General features: G+C 65.6%; 17 protein-coding genes. 8 read left to right on the top strand and 9 right to left on the bottom strand.

Annotated features, from left to right (window positions below):
* From J6500_RS28615 to J6500_RS28605, 3 genes are all read right to left on the bottom strand, one after another.
* Positions 1-188 (bottom strand): DUF1850 domain-containing protein (locus J6500_RS28615; protein ID WP_225716052.1); only part of this gene is annotated, 188 nt, incomplete at its 3' end.
* Positions 185-2296, bottom strand: coding sequence for a TRAP transporter permease (locus tag J6500_RS28610; RefSeq protein WP_225716051.1), 2112 nt, complete (start codon positions 2294-2296; stop codon positions 185-187). The genes J6500_RS28615 and J6500_RS28610, both read right to left, overlap by 4 nt.
* Positions 2297-2468: 172 nt before the next feature.
* On the bottom strand, positions 2469-3416 hold the full coding sequence (locus tag J6500_RS28605) for a TAXI family TRAP transporter solute-binding subunit (protein ID WP_225716050.1): 948 nt from the start codon (positions 3414-3416) through the stop codon (positions 2469-2471).
* 192 nt (positions 3417-3608) lie between these two features.
* Between J6500_RS28605 and J6500_RS28600 the strand changes: the two genes are divergently transcribed.
* Positions 3609-4841, top strand: a complete 1233-nt coding sequence (locus J6500_RS28600; RefSeq protein WP_225716049.1) for an MFS transporter — start codon at positions 3609-3611, stop codon at positions 4839-4841.
* A 315-nt stretch (positions 4842-5156) separates the two neighbouring features.
* Positions 5157-6374 (top strand): EAL domain-containing response regulator, encoded by a 1218-nt coding sequence (locus J6500_RS28595; protein ID WP_225716048.1) that lies wholly within the window; start codon positions 5157-5159, stop codon positions 6372-6374.
* A gap of 59 nt (positions 6375-6433) precedes the next feature.
* Here J6500_RS28595 and J6500_RS28590 read toward each other — a convergent pair whose 3' ends face one another.
* Positions 6434-6913, bottom strand: a complete 480-nt coding sequence (locus J6500_RS28590; RefSeq protein ID WP_225716047.1) for a hypothetical protein — start codon at positions 6911-6913, stop codon at positions 6434-6436.
* Positions 6914-7127: 214 nt separating this feature from the next.
* On the opposite strand from J6500_RS28590, the gene J6500_RS28585 reads away from it, so the two are divergent.
* On the top strand, positions 7128-7472 hold the full coding sequence (locus J6500_RS28585; RefSeq protein ID WP_225716046.1) for a hypothetical protein: 345 nt from the start codon (positions 7128-7130) through the stop codon (positions 7470-7472).
* A gap of 237 nt (positions 7473-7709) precedes the next feature.
* On the opposite strand, the gene J6500_RS28580 is transcribed toward J6500_RS28585, so the two are convergent.
* The gene (locus J6500_RS28580; protein ID WP_225716045.1) at positions 7710-8900 is read right to left on the bottom strand and encodes a hypothetical protein; all 1191 of its coding nucleotides are present in this window, start codon (positions 8898-8900) and stop codon (positions 7710-7712) included.
* Positions 8901-9043: 143 nt separating this feature from the next.
* Between J6500_RS28580 and J6500_RS28575 the strand changes: the two genes are divergently transcribed.
* Positions 9044-9292 (top strand): hypothetical protein, encoded by a 249-nt coding sequence (locus tag J6500_RS28575; protein WP_225716044.1) that lies wholly within the window; start codon positions 9044-9046, stop codon positions 9290-9292.
* Here the strand turns inward: J6500_RS28575 and J6500_RS28570 are convergent.
* Both J6500_RS28570 and J6500_RS28565 read right to left on the bottom strand, forming a co-directional pair.
* Entirely contained in the window at positions 9264-10235 is a 972-nt protein-coding gene (locus J6500_RS28570; protein ID WP_225716043.1) for a Bug family tripartite tricarboxylate transporter substrate binding protein, read from the bottom strand. The two genes, J6500_RS28575 and J6500_RS28570, sit on opposite strands and share 29 nt — an antisense overlap.
* A 12-nt stretch (positions 10236-10247) precedes the next feature.
* Entirely contained in the window at positions 10248-10877 is a 630-nt protein-coding gene (locus J6500_RS28565; RefSeq protein ID WP_225716042.1) for an NUDIX hydrolase, read from the bottom strand.
* Between the two features lie 78 nt (positions 10878-10955).
* Here J6500_RS28565 and J6500_RS28560 point away from each other — a divergent pair, with 78 nt between their 5' ends.
* The 3 genes from J6500_RS28560 to J6500_RS28550 all read left to right on the top strand — a co-directional run bounded on the left by J6500_RS28560 (position 10956) and on the right by J6500_RS28550 (position 12903).
* A complete protein-coding gene (locus J6500_RS28560; protein ID WP_225716041.1) occupies positions 10956-11387 on the top strand; it encodes a PaaI family thioesterase in 432 nt (143 codons plus the stop codon).
* Positions 11388-11397: 10 nt separating this feature from the next.
* A complete protein-coding gene (locus J6500_RS28555) occupies positions 11398-12408 on the top strand; it encodes an aldo/keto reductase (protein ID WP_225716040.1) in 1011 nt (336 codons plus the stop codon).
* 294 nt (positions 12409-12702) lie between these two features.
* Positions 12703-12903, top strand: a complete 201-nt coding sequence (locus J6500_RS28550; protein ID WP_225716039.1) for a hypothetical protein — start codon at positions 12703-12705, stop codon at positions 12901-12903.
* Between the two features lie 98 nt (positions 12904-13001).
* On the opposite strand, the gene katG is transcribed toward J6500_RS28550, so the two are convergent.
* Positions 13002-15182, bottom strand: a complete 2181-nt coding sequence (gene katG, locus J6500_RS28545) for a catalase/peroxidase HPI (RefSeq protein WP_225716038.1) — start codon at positions 15180-15182, stop codon at positions 13002-13004.
* Positions 15183-15300: 118 nt separating this feature from the next.
* Between katG and J6500_RS28540 the strand changes: the two genes are divergently transcribed.
* Positions 15301-16254 carry a hydrogen peroxide-inducible genes activator gene (locus J6500_RS28540; protein WP_225716037.1) on the top strand — a complete coding sequence of 318 codons (954 nt, stop codon included), beginning with the start codon at positions 15301-15303 and terminating at the stop codon, positions 16252-16254.
* Positions 16255-16567: 313 nt separating this feature from the next.
* Here J6500_RS28540 and J6500_RS28535 read toward each other — a convergent pair whose 3' ends face one another.
* The gene (locus J6500_RS28535; protein ID WP_225716036.1) at positions 16568-16915 is read right to left on the bottom strand and encodes a hypothetical protein; all 348 of its coding nucleotides are present in this window, start codon (positions 16913-16915) and stop codon (positions 16568-16570) included.
* Between the last annotated feature and the right edge of the window lie 187 nt (positions 16916-17102).

The raw sequence follows: 17102 nt of genomic DNA, 5'->3' as shown, positions 1-17102 counted from the left end.
GCCTCCGGCGGCGGCTCCATGCCGGCGCCGGTGCCCTTGATGCGGGCCTGCGTCAATTCGAGCCCGGCGGACGTGACCACCCAGTCTTCCTGCCAGGCGGTCTTCTCGATCGAATGCGTCCAGGCGAGCGTGAAGGCCGCAGCCTGCAGCGCCTTCACCACGCCGGCGGAGGCGAGGCAGAGGCTCAAGCCGCGGCCACCGCATCGCGCGGGCGCTGCCGCCACTGCCAGAGCACGACGGCCGCGGCCAGCGTGAAGCCTGCGGTGTCCGAGAAGCGGAAATCGCCGAGCAAGCAGAGCGCTGCCACGAACGCGACCGCGATCTCGATCCAGCTCAGCCGCGTGAACAGAAAGCCGATCGCGACGATGCCGAACAATCCGATCGCGACCAGCGCCTTGAAGGTCGCCAGCGCCACCGCGCCGTAGAAGCCGAGCTGCGCCTGCATCGGGTCGCCGTTCTGCAGCATCAGCGCCGGCGAGTAGACGAAGATGAACGGGATGACATAGCCGGCGAGCGCGATTCGCATCGCCTCCCAGCCGATCTTGTCCGGGTTCTCCTTGGCGATCGGCGCGGCCGCCAGCGCGGCGAGCGCCACCGGCGGCGAGAGGTCGGCCATGATGCCGTAGTAGAACGCGAACATGTGGCTCGCGATCAAGGGCACGCCGAGTTTTGCCAGCGCCGGCGCGGCCAGCGCCGCGGTGATGATGTAGGTTGGGATCGTCGGGATGCCGGTGCCGAGCAGGATCGACAGCAGCATGGTCATGATCAGCGCCAGGAACAGGCTCTTGGCGCCGAGCCCGATGATCCAGCTGCCGAAGATGGTGCCGACGCCGGTCTGGGTCATCATGCCGATGATGGTGCCGACTATGGCGCAGGCCATGCCGACGGTCAGCGCCGACTTGGCGCTGTCGGCGAGCGAGTCGCGGCAGGCTTTGAGCGTGGCGCGGCCGCCCCGGGTCAGCGCGGCAATCACGACCAGGCCGGCGACGATGCCGCCGACCTGAACGATATCCAGCCCCTTGCGGGAGACGGCTGCCACCACCAGCGCAAGTCCGATCCAGAAGATGTAGCGGATCACGGTGTTGGAGAAACCGAGCGTGATGCTGGCGCCGAGGATCAGCGCCACGGTCAGCGCCAGCCCGATGCTGCCGGCATAGAGCGGCGTGAAGCCTTCGAACAGCATGTAGACCAGCGCGGCGAGCGGCAGCACAAGGTACCAGCGCGCCACCAGCGCCTTCCACGCGCTCGGGATCTCCGAGCGCTTCATGCCGACGAGGCCATGCTTGCCGGCCTCCAGATGCACCATCCAGAACGCCGAGGCGAAATAAAGGACGGCCGGGATCACCGCGGCCTTGACGATCTCCGAATAGGGTACGCCGAGCGTCTCGGCCATGATGAAGGCGACTGCGCCCATCACCGGCGGCATGATCTGGCCGCCCATCGATGCGGTGGCCTCGACGCCGGCCGCGAAGGCGCGGCGATAGCCGAACTTGATCATCAGCGGAATCGTGAACTGGCCGACCGTGACGACGTTGGCGACGCCGGAGCCCGAGATCGTGCCCATCATGCCCGAGGCGAACACTGCGACCTTGGCCGGGCCGCCGCGCGTGCGGCCGAACAGGCCGAGCGAGACGTCGGTGAACAGCTGGATCATGCCGGCGCGCTCGAGGAACGAGCCGAACAGGATGAACAGGAAGATGTAGGTCGCCGAGACGTAGATCGGCACGCCGTAGAAGCCTTCGGTACCGAACGACAGATGGGTGACGATCTGGTCGAAGTCATAGCCGCGATGGTTGAACGGCGACGGCAGATACTGGCCGAAGAACCAGTACAGCAGACAGGCGCCGCACATCAGCGGCAGCGCCGCGCCCATCAGCCGCCGCGTGCCCTCGAAGATCAGGATCGCGAGCAGCGTGCCGACCGCAAGGTCGGTGTGGGTCGGATCGCCGTCGCGCGCGATCAGGTCGGCGTAGAAGATCCACTGGTAGAGCCCGCAGAGGAAGCCGGCGGTGCCGACCAGCCAGCTCACCGCGCGGCCGAAACCGGTCTTGGCGGTGAAGTTGCCGATCAGGCCGAAGGTCAACAGGATCAGGAAGCCGACATGGACGCCGCGCACCACCTGGCTCGGCAGGTAGTTGAACGCCGCGACATAGAGCTGAAACGCCGCGAAGACGAGGCCGACGGCATAGGCCAGATGCCCCCAGCCGCCCGGTCCGAACCCTTCCGGAAAGCCGTGCTCGAAATTATCGAATTCAACCTTGATGGGCTGCTCTGCGCCCTCGGCCTGCTGCTGCATTGAATTAGTCCCCCGCCGTGCCCGTGCCGCCATCGCACCTGCATGGCGCCTTCGGCCGCATCCCCCGCACGTCATGCGCGGGCATGACCCGCGCATCCATCGAGAAAAGCTCTTTAGAAGGATGGATGGCCGGGTCAAGCCCGGCCATGACACCTTGCAAGCGTAGCCGGCCTTACTTGATCAGGCCCTTTTCCTTGTAATAGCGGATCGCGCCGGGATGCAGCGGAACCGGGCTGCCATTCGCGGCGGCCTCGAGCTTGATCTCCTTGCCCGCGGCGTGGGCGTTGGCGAGTTCGGGCAGCGATTCATAGACCAGCTTGGTCATCTGGTAAGCGAGCTCATCCGGCACCGCACTGGAGGTGACGAGATAGTTCACCACCGCCGCGGTCGGCACGTCCTTGTCCTGGCCGGTATAGGTATTGGCCGGGATGATCACCGAGACGAAGGGTGAACCGATCTTGTCGACGGTCTCCTTCGGCACCGCAACCACACTGATCGCGGTCGAGGTCGAGAGATCCTTCAGCGAGGCGACGCCGAGGCCGGCCGACTGCAGCGTGGCGTTGAGCTGACGGTTCTTCATCAGGTCGACGGATTCGGCGAACGGCAGATACTCGACCTTGCCGAGATCCTTGTAGCTCATGCCCGCGGCCGCGAGGATCGCGCGCGAGTTGAGCTCGGTGCCGGATTTCGGCGCACCGACCGACAAGCTCTTGCCCTTGAGATCGGCGAGCGTCTTGATGCCGCTCTCGGCGGTGGCGACGATCTGGATGTAGTTCGGATAGATCGCTCCGATGGTGCGCAGCTTGTCGAGCTTGTTCTTGAAGCCGGCTTCCGCATCGCCTTCCCAGGCGGCCTTCAGCGAATCGCCGAGCGTGAAGGCGATCTCGCCGCGGCCCTGCTGCAGCAGCACCAGGTTCTCGACCGAGGCCTTGGTGGCCTGCACCTGGGTCTTCACGCCGGGAATCTTGTCGCCGAAGATCTTCCCCATCGCGACGCCGAGCGGATAGTAGACGCCGGAGGTCCCGCCGGTCAGCACGTTGATGAACTGCTCGGCCCGCGCAACGGGCGCGGTCAGCACGCTGGCTGCCACGGTCGCGGCCGCCACCAATTTCCAATTCATGAGCATTATTCTCCCCTTAAGCCGGCCGGAAATTGGCCGGACGCTCCCTCGGGGTCAACCCATCCAAACGACGCATGGGCCGCGCAAGGCCGTATGCCAGCACCGTCGGATGAGGGGCTGCGGGAACTCTCGCCCTCCGGGCGGGTTGAGGGGCGCAGCCTTGCGGCGAGGTATCACTTGCAGCCATCCGAAATGACTGTTGAACGATCGCTCGACGCGCTGAACTTCTTCCTCGCCGACGTCCGCGACGGACTCGGCCCCTATCTGGCGATCTACCTGCTGAGCGAGCGGAGGTGGGACGCGGCCTCGATCGGCGCCGTGATGTCGATCGCCGCGATCGCCGGCATCCTGGCCCAAACGCCGGCCGGTGCCCTGATCGACCGCAGCCATGCCAAGCGCGGACTGATGATCGCCGCCGCCATGATCGTCACCGCCGCCTGCCTCGTGCTGCCGCTGCTCGGCGGCTTTGCGCTGGTCGCGGCGACGCAGGCGCTTGCGGCCGCAGCGGGCTCCGTCTTCGCGCCGGCGATCGCAGCCGTGACGCTCGGCATCGTCGGTCCCAAGGCGTTCGCGGCGCGGACCGGCCGCAACGAGGCGTTCAACCATGCTGGCAACGCCGTGGCCGCGGCGGTCGCCGGCGGCACCGCCTATTGGTTCGGACCGGTGGTTGTGTTCTGGCTGCTCGCCGCGATGGCGCTCGCGAGCATCGTGGCGACGCTGGCGATCCCGGCCCGCGCCATCGACCATCAGATCGCGCGCGGTCTCGACGACGTCGCGGAGCCGAACGGCGCGCGACACGTCAAGCCTTCCGGCTTTCGCGTGCTGCTGACCTGCCGGCCGCTGCTGATTTTCGCCGGCGCCACCGTGATCTTTCATTTCGCCAATGCGGCGATGCTGCCGCTGGTCGGACAGAAGCTGGCCTTGGTGAACCGCAATCTCGGCACCACGCTGATGTCGGTCTGCATCATCGCGGCGCAGATCGTGATGGTGCCGGTCGCGATCGTGGTCGGGCGCAAGGCCGACGTCTGGGGCCGCAAGCCGATCTTCGCGGCAGCGCTCGCCGTGCTCGCGATCCGCGGCGCGCTCTATCCGCTCTCCGACAATCCATACTGGCTGGTGTCGGTGCAATTGCTCGACGGCATCGGCGCCGGCATCTTCGGCGCGCTGTTTCCGCTCGTGGTCGCCGACCTCACGCACGGCACCGGGCACTTCAATGTCAGCCAGGGCGCGATCGCCACCGCGACGGCAATCGGCGGCGCGCTGAGCGCCGCGGTGGCCGGCTTTATCGTCGTCCACGCAGGCTACGGCGCGGCGTTCCTGTTCCTCGCAGCGATCGCCGCTGCCGGGCTGATCGCCTACTGCATGCTGATGCCGGAAACGCTGCCAATGACGACGAAGGATGGACGGCGCGAACAAGCGGCGTGAGCAGCGATTCGCTGTCCGACAATGGTGCAGATCCGCACTGTCATCGACACGACAACACAGTCATTAACGCGCGTCTCTCGATGATACACCGACGGCAGCGATCGGAGTTTAGCTCGATCGCACCGATGAACGCGAGATGACGCATTTATTGCATGCGTGACAGTGATATGAAGCACTGCACAGGCGGCACTTTGATTAAAATTGGCGACCTTAAGGTTAGCGAGGCAACGCCTGTATAACCCAGAAATTTCCATGATTGCCGCCACCCCGTAGTTGTACGACTTGCACCGGGGTAATTCCAACAAAAGGCGGGGCATGAATCACATCAGTCACATTGGACACGCACGCGCCGGCTGGTTCGGACATCGCAAGCTGATCCCTCGCGCATGCATTGCAGACAGCAAAAAGCACCTTCGCACCTTCCTGGCCGACGCGCTGGAGGACCTCGGTTTCATCACCAGCGAGTGCGGTCAGGCCGCGGATCTCGACGCCGTGCTGGAGGCCGAACGGCCCGATCTTCTGGTGCTCGGCGTGTCGGTTGACGGCATCGAAGTCAGTAAAATTCTCGAGACTTTGGTGAGAAATGACTATGGCGGCAAGGTCCTCGTGATCGGGCAGCCGGACTCGATCATCGTCAAGGCGGTCCGGCAGGTCGGCGACGAATACGGCATCGCGATGCTGCCGGCGCTACCGACGCCGTTCAGCGCCGGAACGCTGCGCCAGACCCTGGCATCGCTGATGCCGGTCGAGCCGGCGCCGAGCCCCGCAGTCGACGTCCCCGAAGCGCTGAAGGCCGGCTGGCTCGAACTGTGGTACCAGCAGAAGATTCATCTGCGGACGCTGGCCCCGAACGGCGCCGAGGCGCTGATCCGGATGCGGCATCCGGCCTGGGGCGTGGTGCCGCCGGCCTACTTCATTCCGGACGAGAGCGACCCGCATTTTCACGCCTTGTCCGAGTTCGTGATCGGCCGCGCAGTCGAGGATTGGCGCTACCTCGTCGAGCAGAAGGGGCCGGTTGATCTCTCGATCAACCTGCCGATCTCGTTTCTTGCCGACCCCGATGCGGTGCATGCGCTGTGTCGCCAGGTGCCGGATCACCCTGCCTTTGCCGGCCTGCTGATCGAGATTGACAGCGGCGAGATCATCGACAATCTCGACCTCGCGATCGAGGTCGCAAGGCGCGTGCGGCTGCACAACATCGCCATCTCGATCGACAATGTCGGCGCCAACTGGCCCTCGCTGCTGGGACTGCCGAACTTCCCGTTCGTCGAGTTGAAGGTCGACCACCAGTTCGTCACCGGCTGCGCGGACCAGCGGCTGAAGCAGACGGTGTGCCGCCGCATCGTCGAACTGGCCCACGACAACGGCGCGCGCGTCGTTGCGCAGGGCATCGAGACGCGCGCGGACTTCCTTGCCGCGCACGACCTCGATTTCGATCTGGTGCAAGGCTACCTGTTCGGCAAGCCGATGGGCGTCAAGAAGTTCGCGCGGTCGCGCCTGCAATTGCCGGCGGAAAAGGACGCGTCAGCCTGACGCATCCGCGCTATCGATCGCTCGCAGCGCCTCGCCGGGAGCGATCAGGCGCCCCGCCGTCACTGGAATGTCATGTCGAGGCACTTGGAGATGTCGGAGCCGAGACCCGACGAGATGGTGATGCAGCCACGGATCTTCTGGCTGGTGTTGTCGCTGGCCCAGATCGCATAGCCGCCGGGGCCGAAGAACGAGTTTGTGTTCGGCGGCTCGGTCTCGGTGGCGTCGAACGAATAGTTGCCGTCGGTATCGAAAATACGCGCCTTCCTTGTGCAGCCGCCGTCGGCCTGGACGTTGATGACCTCCTTGTTATCCCGCGTCAGCGCCAGCGACACCTGGCAGCGGAAATACTCCGAGGTCTTTGCGTTGAATAGGTAAGCGTACGACTTGCAGGTCGCGGTGTTGAGCTTGCCGGCCGACAGGCCACGGCTGCAGGAGATCCGCTGGTTGTTGGAGAGCTTGAAGTCGTCGGCTTGCGCGACCGAAGCCAGCATCATGAGCGACAGCGCGACACCGAAACCGACCTTCATGACGTGGTTCATCCGAATCTTCCCCAGGAGTTTCTTCGCAATCAAGGTGGTGCTTGTAGACGGAAATGGAAACATAGTCGCGATGCGCGGTGCGGAAAATCACAAAGTCGCGGAATGCCGTGAGCTCTCGCCGGTTAGTCGTATTGACGATCGAGCCACCTTCGTGATCTGCTCAAGACATTGACGCGGCTGCATTTTTCTTTTTCGTTCGCCGGGAGGATGGATCATGACGCATGTTTCGAACTGGGCGTTTTCGACCAGGAGCTTTTCGACCAAGGGCTTTTCGATCAGAACCTTTTTGATCGCAGCGGCCGTCGCCGGGCTGGCGACATCGGCGTGCGCGCAGGACGCAACGCCGTGGGAGCTGAAGCCCGACATGGGCTACGCCTATGGCAAGGACGGCAAGACGCTCTCCTACAAGATGGGCACCAACAATGCCGGCACCCTGCTGAAGGGTGCCAAGAAGGTGCCGAAGGGGACGCTGTTCTTCATCGGCCACAACGGCCAGCTCTACATGCGCTCTGCCCCGTATCTCGGCGACGACGGCAAGTTCCTGTTCGGATCGAATTAGAGCCGGATGGAGTTAGGTTGGATCGGTCTGGCCGCGGATTCGGTCCACCTCTCCCCGACGGGGAGAGGTCGATTTGCGCAGCAAATCGGGTGAGGGGCCGCAGCTTCAACGAGAGACCGTAACCCCTCACCCGGCGCTGCACGCCGACCTCTCCCAAGGGAGAGGTGAACGTCACTGCTGCTCCAGCTCATCCCGTCATGCTCCAGCCGGCGCTGCGCCGTTTCGGCCGCGGGGAGATCAGAACGCCGTCGCGAGTTCTCTCGCGCCGGGCTTGTTGCTGTTGAAGTCCATCCGCTCATTGGTCACGGCCAATAGCTTCGCCACGGTGTTGTGGCGGATCGCGACCGGGTTGCGCTCGTAGCCGGAACGCTGGAAGAAGTTCGCAGTCGGCACCTGCTCGCGCATCGCCTGCGGCATCGTGACCATATCGAGCCCGGTGCCGTCGCCGGTCAGGTTCATCATCTCGAGCTCGGCGGCGGTCAGCGGCCGGTTGTAGCCCTTGTTGCGGGCGAAGATCACCGAAGTCAGCAGCTTGTGGGTCTGCAGCATCGGACCGACATCGATGTCGAGCACCATGGCGTGCATGGCCCAGCCCTGCGCGGTGTTGCCGATCTTCTCGTGCTCCGACCAGGTGTCGGGCACCGACTTGGCATGCGCCACCATGCGCTTCAGCACGGCGAGCTTGTGTTCGAGCGGCTTGCGCTGCGGCCCCGAGGTCTGCGCCACCTTTTCGGCCAGCGCCCGGATCAGTTCATGGCCCTGCTCGGCAAGCAGCTCGACGCTGTTGGTGGTCAGCAGCTGGTTGTAGCCGATCGCGGTCGAGATCGCGCGCTTGCCGCCATGCTCGATGCCCGACTGCACGTCGTAACTGCCGGTGCCGCCGGTCTCGAACGAATAGACCCGCACCGCCTGCTCGCGCGTCAGGCCCGAGGCGAGCGCGTAGCGCGCATAGGCGCGCTTGAACTCGATCTCGGTGGCCGGACGCTGCGGCGTGAACTGGTAGAGCTCCTGCGCCGCGCGCACGAAATCGGCGACCACCGGAATCGGCCTTCGCGGCGGCCGCTCCGGCGTCTCCTCCGGCTCCGGATTCACCGGCCGCTTCGGGCCGGTGTAGAGCGGCGGATGTTCCAGCACATAGTCGTCGAGCGTGATCTGGATGCGCTCGCGGCGCTTGGCGTTGCGGCCGCGCCGCTTCTCGGAGATCGCGTTCCAGTAGGCGTTGGCCTCCTGGTCGAACGCGGCGCGCGCCTCCTGATATTCCCTGAGCTTGCGGCGATAATCGGCAATCGCCTCCGGCGAGGCCTGCGCCATCGCGTTGGCGACGCCCGGCGGCAATGCACTTGCTTCGCCTGCCAAGACAGACGGCGCCCCCGCGGTCAGCGCGAGCGCGACGAATCCAGAGCACAGGCGAATCAATAGCGGGCGCATCGCCCCCTTGTAGCAAGCGCGACCGCGAAGTCAGCCCGGAATTAATTGCCCGGAGGGCGGCGGGATGCCGCGATCATGTCCAGAAAAACCGCCAGGGTGCGGTGTTCTGTCAGAGGCCGTTCCGACGCATAGGGAGGCTGCCCATGAGGATCGCGATCTGGCTCGCCGCCACCGCCGCGCTGACGTTCGCGACGTCGCTGCGCGCCGAGCGTCCGGATTGCGGCCTGTTCCCGGACACGCGGTCACGCTTCACCTGCTACGACAACGTCTCGCGCGCACCGCCGGAACCCGCGGCGACGGCACCGGCCGAACGGCCGGCCGCCGCGCAGACGCAGCGGCGCAAGTCGCGCGCTCATCACCACCCTACTCCTGCTCGACGCCGCTCGCCTTGACCAGTTGCGCCCACTTCTTCTCGTCCTTGTCGATGAAGCCGGCGTAGTCCTCGGGAGTACCAGGTGTGATGTCGGTGCCGTCATTGCCGAGCTGCTGCTTCACCTCCTCCGAGGCCAGCGCCGCGCGCAGCGCCTTGTTGAGCTTGTCGATGATCGGCCGCGGCGTGCCGGCAGGCGCCACCAGGCCGTAATACAGCGAGGCGTCGAAGCCGGGCAGTCCGGCCTCCGCGATGGTCGGCACGTCAGGCAGCAGGCCGGAGCGCGTCGAGCTGGTCACCGCGAGCGCGCGCAGCTTGCCCGCCGCGACATTGGTGTGCGACGCCGGGATCGGCGCGAACGCCATCGGGATGTGGCCGCCAAGCAGATCGGTGAGCGCGGGGCCCGTGCCCTTGTAGGGAATGTGCACCAGCGTGATGCCGGCGGCGCGGGCGAAATATTCGCCGGTGATGTGGCTCGCGGTGCCGGCACCCGCCGATCCGAAATTGACCTTGCCCGGATTGGCCTTGGCGTAGGCGATCAGTTCGGCCACCGATTTGGCCGGAAACGACGGATGCACCACCAGCGAGTTCGGCGCGTTGCCGATCATGCCGATCGGCGCGAAATCCTTGCGTGGATCATAGCCGGCGTTCTTGTAGAGCGACGGGCCGATCGCCAGCGTGCCGGTGTAGCCGAGCAACAACGTGTAGCCGTCGGGATCGCTCTTGGCGACCGCCTTGGTGCCGACGGTGCCGCCGGCACCCGGGCGATTGTCGACCACGACCTTCTCGCCGAGCAATTCGCCCATCTTCTCGGCGACGCCGCGGCCGACGATCGAGGTGCTGCCGCCCGGCGCGAACGGGATCACCAGCGTGATCGGCCGCGCCGGATAGTTTTGCGCCTGCGCGTGATGCGACATTGCGGTGAAGGCGAGCATAGCGGCGGCAGCGACAATCATTTTCTTCATTATGTTTCCTCCCTATTTCCAGGCGAAGACCGGCTGCTCCAGATCGGCGACGCGGGTGCTGCGCCCGGCCAGCACCTCGCGGAATTGATAGATCAGCGCGGCGGTCGGCGCATGGATATGCGCGCCGCCGAGCCGGAAACGAATGACGCGCCGCGTGCTCTCCGGGATCGTGACGAAGCTGAAGACGTCGGCGGCCTCGATCGCGTCGAGCGCGATGCGATGCACCGAAGCGACCTCGTCCGGGTTCGGCACGATCGCAGCCCGCTCGCCCGCCCAGACCACAACCGGCGTGATCAGGTAGCCGGAGCGCGTCGGATAATCGTCGAGCAGGCCGAGCACAGAACTCTCGGCAAGCTCAAGGCCGAGCTCCTCATGCAATTCGCGCAGCGCCGCCTGTGCCTGCCTCTCGCCGGTATCGCAACGCCCGCCCGGCAGCGCCCATTGCGCGCTATGCGCACGCAGATTGGCGCTGCGGCGGGTCAGCAGGAAGGCGGTGCCGTCGCCGTCGTCGCTTTCCGTCAGCGCGATCGCGACTGCGGCGCGCTTCAGATCAGGCATGGCGTCTGCCGGCGAAAGGCGTGTGAACGCTGCGCAGAGCTCTGCGATATTCCGCCGGGTGGCATCGTCAAATGTGCGGGCCATTGAGCTTGACTACAACAGTCCCCCGTTTGATGAAATGACCATCGGCACATGCCTCCTGCGATCAATCATCGGCAAGCAATGGACCATCACACCACGACGGCGGACAAGCTCAAATCCCACGGCTGGACGGTCGTCGACACCAGCGGTTTCCTGCAGCTGGTCGGCCCGCTCTGGCAGCGCATGGTCGACGGCGCACCGGAATTCGCGCTGATCACCGAGGACAAGCATCACAATCGGCGCGGCCTGGTACAGGGCGGCGTGATCATGACCTTCGCCGACCGCGCTTGCGGCATGACCGCGCGTTTCGTCTCCGGCAAGCCGACGCTGGCGACCGTGCAGCTCGACACCCATTTCGTCGAGGCCGGCAAGATCGGCGAGATCCTGACCACCCGCCCCCGCGTCGTGCGCTCCACCCGCAGCCTGATTTTCATCACGACGGAAGTGATGGTCGAGAAGCGCTGCATCGCCATGGCGAACGGTGTGTTCAAGATTTTGAAGAACGACAGCTAGGGAGCTCCCGATGCAATACCGCCAGCTCGGCCGCAGCGGCTTGAAAATTTCGCCGATCTGCCTCGGCAGCATGATGTTCGGCGGACCGACCGACGAGGCGACGTCGGCGCGGATCATCGCCAAGGCGCGCGAGGCCGGCATCAACTTCATCGACAGCGCCGACGCCTATAATGGCGGCAAGTCCGAGGAGGTGGTCGGGCGCGCGATCTCCAGCCAGCGATCCAACTGGGTGCTGGCGACCAAGCTCGCCAACCCGATCGGCGACGATCCCAACCATGGCGGGCTGTCGCGGCGCTGGGTATTCCAGGCGTGCGATGCGAGCCTGAAGCGGCTCGGCACCGACACCATCGACATCTACTATCTGCACAAGGAAGACCACACCACGGCGCTCGACGAGACAGTGCGCGCGATGGGCGACCTGATCCGATCAGGCAAGGTGCGCTATTTCGGCGTCTCCAACTACCGCGCCTGGCGCGTCGCCGAGATCTGCAACATCTGCGACCGGCTCGGCATCGATCGCCCGATCGCGAGCCAACCCTATTACAACGCGATGAACCGGATGCCCGAGGTCGAGCATTTCCCGGCCTGTCATTTCTACGGGCTCGGCATCGTGCCCTACAGCCCGCTGGCGCGCGGCGTGCTGACCGGCAAATACGCACCCGACGCGGCGCCGCCCGCCGACACCCGCGCCGGACGCAACGACAAGCGCATGATGCAGACCGAATGGCGCCCCGAATCGCTGCAGCTCGCGCAGCAGATCAAGCGCCATGCCGAGGCCCGCGGCATCACGGCCGGGCAGTTCGCGGTGTCGTGGGTGCTGAACTCCTCGTTCGTCAGCGCGGTGATCGCCGGTCCCCGCACCGAGGCGCAGTGGGACGACTACATCAGCGCGCTCGACTATCGCTTCACCACCGAGGACGAGGCGCTGATCGACCGCCTGGTGGCGGCCGGCCATCCCTCGACGCCAGGGTTCAACGATCCCGCCTACCCGATCGAGGGACGCCGGGCGCGGACGGAGTAGCGGTAGTAGCGGCACCAACGTCACCTCAGGCTCGCTGCACCTCTCCCGCTTGCGGGGGAGGTCGCATCGCATGAATTGCGACGCGGGTGGGGGCTCTCTCCGCGATGCGACTCGTGGAGAGAGTCCCCACCCCAGCCCTCCTCCCCGCAAGCGGGAGAGGGAGAGCACTTTCGATGCGGCGGCGGCGCTTCAATCGCTCGGAAACGCCGAAGCTACGTTTCGCGCCTTCCGAATTGCACTGGCCCGGCGCCGGTTGCACCATTGCGGCATGACAATGCTGATGCTGGTGCTGTGATGACGGCATCCAATGTGCTGGACTGGATCGTGGCGCTGTTCGTTTGCTGGGCGAGCCTGACCGCGATCGTCGAATCCCCACGTGACGCGACGCGGTGCGATGCGGCCTACATGGCCGGCAGCGCGGCGCGAGCTATGCCGGCGTCGCCGACGCGGGCGGAGGTCGAGGCGATGATCCGGGACATGAAGCTGCACGACTGAAGCGCAGCGGCAAGGCTCGAAAGCCTTTCTACACCCCTGAAATGCGAGAGGGCGGCGCCGCAGCGCCGCCCTCTTGTCGTCTGTCCCGTGCCGTCCGCTTACTTGTGGCCGGCCAGGTCGAAGCGATCGGCGTTCATCACCTTGGTCCAGGCGGCGACGAAGTCCTTGACGAACTTCTCCTTGGAATCCGACTGGCCGTAGACTTCGGCGAACGCGCGCAGCTGCGAGTGCGAGCCGAAGATCAGGTCGACGCGGGAAGCGGTCCACTTCACCGCCTTGGTCTTGCGGTCGCGGCCCTCATAGACGCCTTGGCCGACATGGCTCCACTCCGTGCTCATGTCGAGCAGGTTGAGGAAGAAGTCGTTGGTCAGCGTCCCCACCTTGCCAGTGAACACGCCCTGCTTCGACTTGTTGACATTGGCGCCGAGCACGCGCAGGCCGCCGACCAGCACGGTCATTTCCGGGCCGGTGAGCCGCAGCAGCTGCGCACGGTCCACCAGCGCTTCCTCGGGCATCATGAACTGATGCTTGCCGCTGACATAGTTGCGGAAGCCGTCAGCCCGCGGCTCGAGCGGAGCGAACGACTGCACATCCGTCTGCTCCTGCGAAGCGTCGGTGCGGCCGGGCGTGAACGGGACCTTGATGCTGGTGCCGCCGTCCTTCGCCGCCTTCTCGATCGCAGCAGCGCCGCCGAGCACGATTAGGTCGGCGAGCGAAACCTTCTTGCCGCCGGTGCTGAACTCCTTCTGGATGGCTTCGAGCTTGCCCAGCACATTCTTGAGCTGCGCCGGCTCGTTGACCTCCCAGTCCTTCTGCGGAGCAAGACGGACGCGCGCGCCGTTGGCGCCGCCGCGCTTGTCGGAGCCGCGGAAGGTCGAGGCCGAGGCCCAGGCCGCCGACACCAGTTCGGACACCGACAGCCCGGAGGCGAGGATCTTCGCCTTCAGCGCCTCGATATCCGTCTCGCCGATCACTTCGTGATCGAGCGCCGGCACCCGATCCTGCCAGATCAACTCCTCCTTCGGCACCAGTGGGCCGAGATAGCGCTGGATCGGCCCCATGTCGCGATGCGTGAGCTTGAACCAGGCGCGGGCGAAGGCGTCCGCGAACTGATCCGGGTGCTCCAGGAAGCGACGCGAGATCTTCTCGTAGGCCGGATCGAAGCGCAGCGAGAGGTCGGTGGTCAGCATGGTCGGCTTGCGCTTCTTCGACGGATCGAACGGATCCGGGATGATCGCGTCTGCGTCCTTCGCTACCCACTGGTGGGCGCCGCCCGGGCTCTTCGTCAGCTCCCATTCATACTTGAACAGGTTCTCGAAGAAGTAGTTGCTCCACTTGGTCGGCGTCTGGCTCCAGACCACTTCCAGGCCGGAGGTGATCGCGTCGCCGGCGATGCCGCTGGCGTGCTTGCTCTTCCAGCCGAGGCCCTGGTCTTCCAGCGCGCCGGCTTCCGGCTCCGGACCGACCAGCGACGGATCGCCGGCGCCGTGGGTCTTGCCGAAAGTGTGGCCGCCGGCGATCAGCGCGACGGTCTCCTCGTCGTTCATCGCCATGCGGAAGAACGTCTCACGGATGTCCTTGGCCGCGGCGACCGGATCGGGCTTGCCGTTCGGACCTTCCGGGTTGACGTAGATCAGGCCCATCTGCACCGCACCGAGCGGCTCGGAGAGCTGGCGCTCGCCGCTGTAGCGCTCGTCGCCGAGCCAGGTGCCTTCCGGACCCCAGTACAACTCCTCCGGCTCCCAGACGTCGGCGCGGCCACCCGCGAAGCCGAAGGTCTTGAAGCCCATCGATTCCAGCGCGACGTTGCCGGCGAGGACCATCAAGTCGGCCCACGAGATCTTGTTGCCGTATTTCTGCTTGATCGGCCACAGCAGCCGCCGCGCCTTGTCGAGGCTGGCATTGTCGGGCCAGCTGTTCAGCGGCGCGAAACGCTGCTGACCGGCGCCCGCGCCGCCACGGCCATCGGTGATGCGATAGGTGCCCGCCGAGTGCCAGGCCATGCGGATCATCAGGCCGCCGTAGTGACCGTAGTCGGCCGGCCACCACTCCTGCGAGTCGGTCATCAGCGCCGTGAGGTCCTTGATCACGGCGTTGAGGTCGAGGCTCTTGAACGCCGCGGCGTAGTCGAAGTCCTTGCCCATCGGATCGGACAGGCTGGAGTTCTTGTGCAGTCCCTGGATGTCGAGCGCCTCGGGCCACCAGTCGCGGTTCGTGCGCGCGCGAGGGCTCGCGCCGAACGGGCATTTCCCCGCGCCGTCGTCGGTTTTTGCGTCCATGTTTCTTCTCCGAGGTGATGGATTTTGGAATGTGCTGGAGCTCTTCCAAGAATGATTCTACGCGGCCCGGTCCATCAGGTGAAATTGACTTTAATGATCGCGTCGATAAGATAATCTGATGATAAATGTCACACTCCGGCAACTCAGATATTTCGATGCGCTGGCCCGCCACGGCCATTTCGGACGCGCCGCGGAGGCCTGTGCGATCTCGCAGCCGGCGCTGTCGATGCAGATCCGCGAGATGGAACAGGCCGTCGGCGGCGTCTTGATCGAGCGCAACGCGCGGCAGGTGGCGCTGACCGCGTTCGGCGAGGAACTGCTGCACCGGGTCCGCGACATCCTGCGCTCGGTCGACGAGCTCGGCGATTTCGCCCGCGCCTCGCGCGACAAGCTGGCCGGCCGCTTGCGCGTCGGCATGATCCCCACCATCGCGCCGTATCTGCTGCCGAAAGTGATCGAGACGCTGGCGCGGCTGCATCCGGAACTCGACATCCATGTCCGCGAGACGCTGACGCCGAAGCTGATCAAGGAGGTCGCCGAGGGCCGGCTCGACACCGCGATCGTGGCGCTGCCGGTATCGGAGCCGTCGCTGACCGAGGTCGCGCTGTTCTCGGAAAACTTCTTGCTGGTGCGGCCGGGCGAGGCGGCGGGAACGCCGGTGCCGAGCGCCGAGATGCTGCGCGAGATGCGGCTCCTGCTGCTCGAGGAAGGCCACTGCTTCCGCGACCAGGCGCTGTCGTTCTGCAACATGCAGTCCTCGCCGCCGCGCGAGGTGCTGGACGCCAGCTCGCTGTCGACCCTGGTGCAGATGGTCGGCGCCGGCATCGGCGTCACGCTGATCCCGGAGATGGCGGTCGGCGTCGAGACCCGCTCGGCTCCGGTCACGCTGTCGCGCTTCAAGAACCCGCAGCCGTCGCGCACCATCGGCATGGTCTGGCGCAAGACCAGCCCGCTCGCCGCACAATTGCAGCAGATCTCCGAGGTGGTCGCACTCGCCGCGGAAGAATTGCGTGCGCCGAAGGGTGGCGCGAAGGATGCGGCGAAGCGAGCGGGGCGGCGGAAGGTGGCGTGAGGGTTTGAGCCCCCCGCCCCGCTGCTTGATCCGTCATCCTGAGGTGCGAGCTCTTGCGAGCCTCGAAGGATCGAAGCCACCAGCCGGGCCGATTCATCCTTCGAGACGCGCGCAGGAGCGCGCTCCTCAGGATGACGGGTTGGGATCGCGCAACAAACACGATGCCGTCCTGGCAAAAGCCAAGACCCATAACATTTGGTTGTGAACGGGATCGCGGCCCCAGCATCGTGCAACAATTGATGTTTGGGGTAATGGGTCCTGGCTTTCGCCAGGACGACACGCAATTTGTTGCAGGGCCTACCGCGCCGCGGCTCTACTTCGCCTTCAGCGCCTTCTCGTGCGCGTCCAGCGCCGCGGTCAGCAGCTTCGGCAGCTGGCTGGCATAGGTCTCGATGAAGGTCGCATCGCCCCAGGCATTCGGATCGCGTGCGGCCTGTTCGGCGAGGCGCGCGGCCTTGGCTTCGCATTTGGCGAACATGTGCCAGAACCAGTCCGGGTTCTTGCCGAGCGCGGCCTTGTTCTTCTTGATGACGGCGGCCCCGACCGCGCTCATCGCGCTCACGGCGCCCGCGCTCAGCGTGCTGATGGCGTGCGCGTTCAGGATGTCTTCGCGCTCCAGCGCCTGGGGCTTGGTCGCGGTCGCTCGTGCTTTGGCCGGCATTCGCTGTGCTCCTCGTGGATCGCTTCGACGCGGCGAAGCATCGGCGGCGGAGGTTGAGGAACACTCAAGGGACATGGTTGAAAAGCGTGTCGGATTTCATTCCGGTTTTAGTCGCTTCAGAGCGATCGGCGCGGTCGTTCGAGTTCCCCTCCATCGCGGGCATGACAAATCCGCCGCGCTGCGCGAT

It is taken from the genome of Bradyrhizobium semiaridum (genome assembly GCF_020329505.1).
Lineage (GTDB): Bacteria > Pseudomonadota > Alphaproteobacteria > Rhizobiales > Xanthobacteraceae > Bradyrhizobium > Bradyrhizobium semiaridum.
The sequence above is the reverse complement of the archived record's forward strand: the minus strand, read 5'-3'. Positions and strand labels throughout refer to the sequence as shown.

What these genes read in the sequence shown, in the direction of transcription:
- J6500_RS28585 (WP_225716046.1), top strand. Translation starts at nt 7,128, where the DNA reads ATGACGCATGTTTCGAACTGGGCGTTTTCGACCAGGAGCTTTTCGACC.
- katG (WP_225716038.1), bottom strand. Translation starts at nt 15,182, where the DNA reads ATGGACGCAAAAACCGACGACGGCGCGGGGAAATGCCCGTTCGGCGCG.
- J6500_RS28595 (WP_225716048.1), top strand. Translation starts at nt 5,157, where the DNA reads ATGAATCACATCAGTCACATTGGACACGCACGCGCCGGCTGGTTCGGA.
- J6500_RS28610 (WP_225716051.1), bottom strand. Translation starts at nt 2,296, where the DNA reads ATGCAGCAGCAGGCCGAGGGCGCAGAGCAGCCCATCAAGGTTGAATTC.
- J6500_RS28580 (WP_225716045.1), bottom strand. Translation starts at nt 8,900, where the DNA reads ATGCGCCCGCTATTGATTCGCCTGTGCTCTGGATTCGTCGCGCTCGCG.
- J6500_RS28605 (WP_225716050.1), bottom strand. Translation starts at nt 3,416, where the DNA reads ATGAATTGGAAATTGGTGGCGGCCGCGACCGTGGCAGCCAGCGTGCTG.
- J6500_RS28555 (WP_225716040.1), top strand. Translation starts at nt 11,398, where the DNA reads ATGCAATACCGCCAGCTCGGCCGCAGCGGCTTGAAAATTTCGCCGATC.
- J6500_RS28565 (WP_225716042.1), bottom strand. Translation starts at nt 10,877, where the DNA reads ATGGCCCGCACATTTGACGATGCCACCCGGCGGAATATCGCAGAGCTC.
- J6500_RS28575 (WP_225716044.1), top strand. Translation starts at nt 9,044, where the DNA reads ATGAGGATCGCGATCTGGCTCGCCGCCACCGCCGCGCTGACGTTCGCG.
- J6500_RS28600 (WP_225716049.1), top strand. Translation starts at nt 3,609, where the DNA reads ATGACTGTTGAACGATCGCTCGACGCGCTGAACTTCTTCCTCGCCGAC.
- J6500_RS28590 (WP_225716047.1), bottom strand. Translation starts at nt 6,913, where the DNA reads ATGAACCACGTCATGAAGGTCGGTTTCGGTGTCGCGCTGTCGCTCATG.
- J6500_RS28550 (WP_225716039.1), top strand. Translation starts at nt 12,703, where the DNA reads ATGACGGCATCCAATGTGCTGGACTGGATCGTGGCGCTGTTCGTTTGC.
- J6500_RS28535 (WP_225716036.1), bottom strand. Translation starts at nt 16,915, where the DNA reads ATGCCGGCCAAAGCACGAGCGACCGCGACCAAGCCCCAGGCGCTGGAG.
- J6500_RS28570 (WP_225716043.1), bottom strand. Translation starts at nt 10,235, where the DNA reads ATGAAGAAAATGATTGTCGCTGCCGCCGCTATGCTCGCCTTCACCGCA.
- J6500_RS28560 (WP_225716041.1), top strand. Translation starts at nt 10,956, where the DNA reads ATGGACCATCACACCACGACGGCGGACAAGCTCAAATCCCACGGCTGG.
- J6500_RS28540 (WP_225716037.1), top strand. Translation starts at nt 15,301, where the DNA reads ATGATAAATGTCACACTCCGGCAACTCAGATATTTCGATGCGCTGGCC.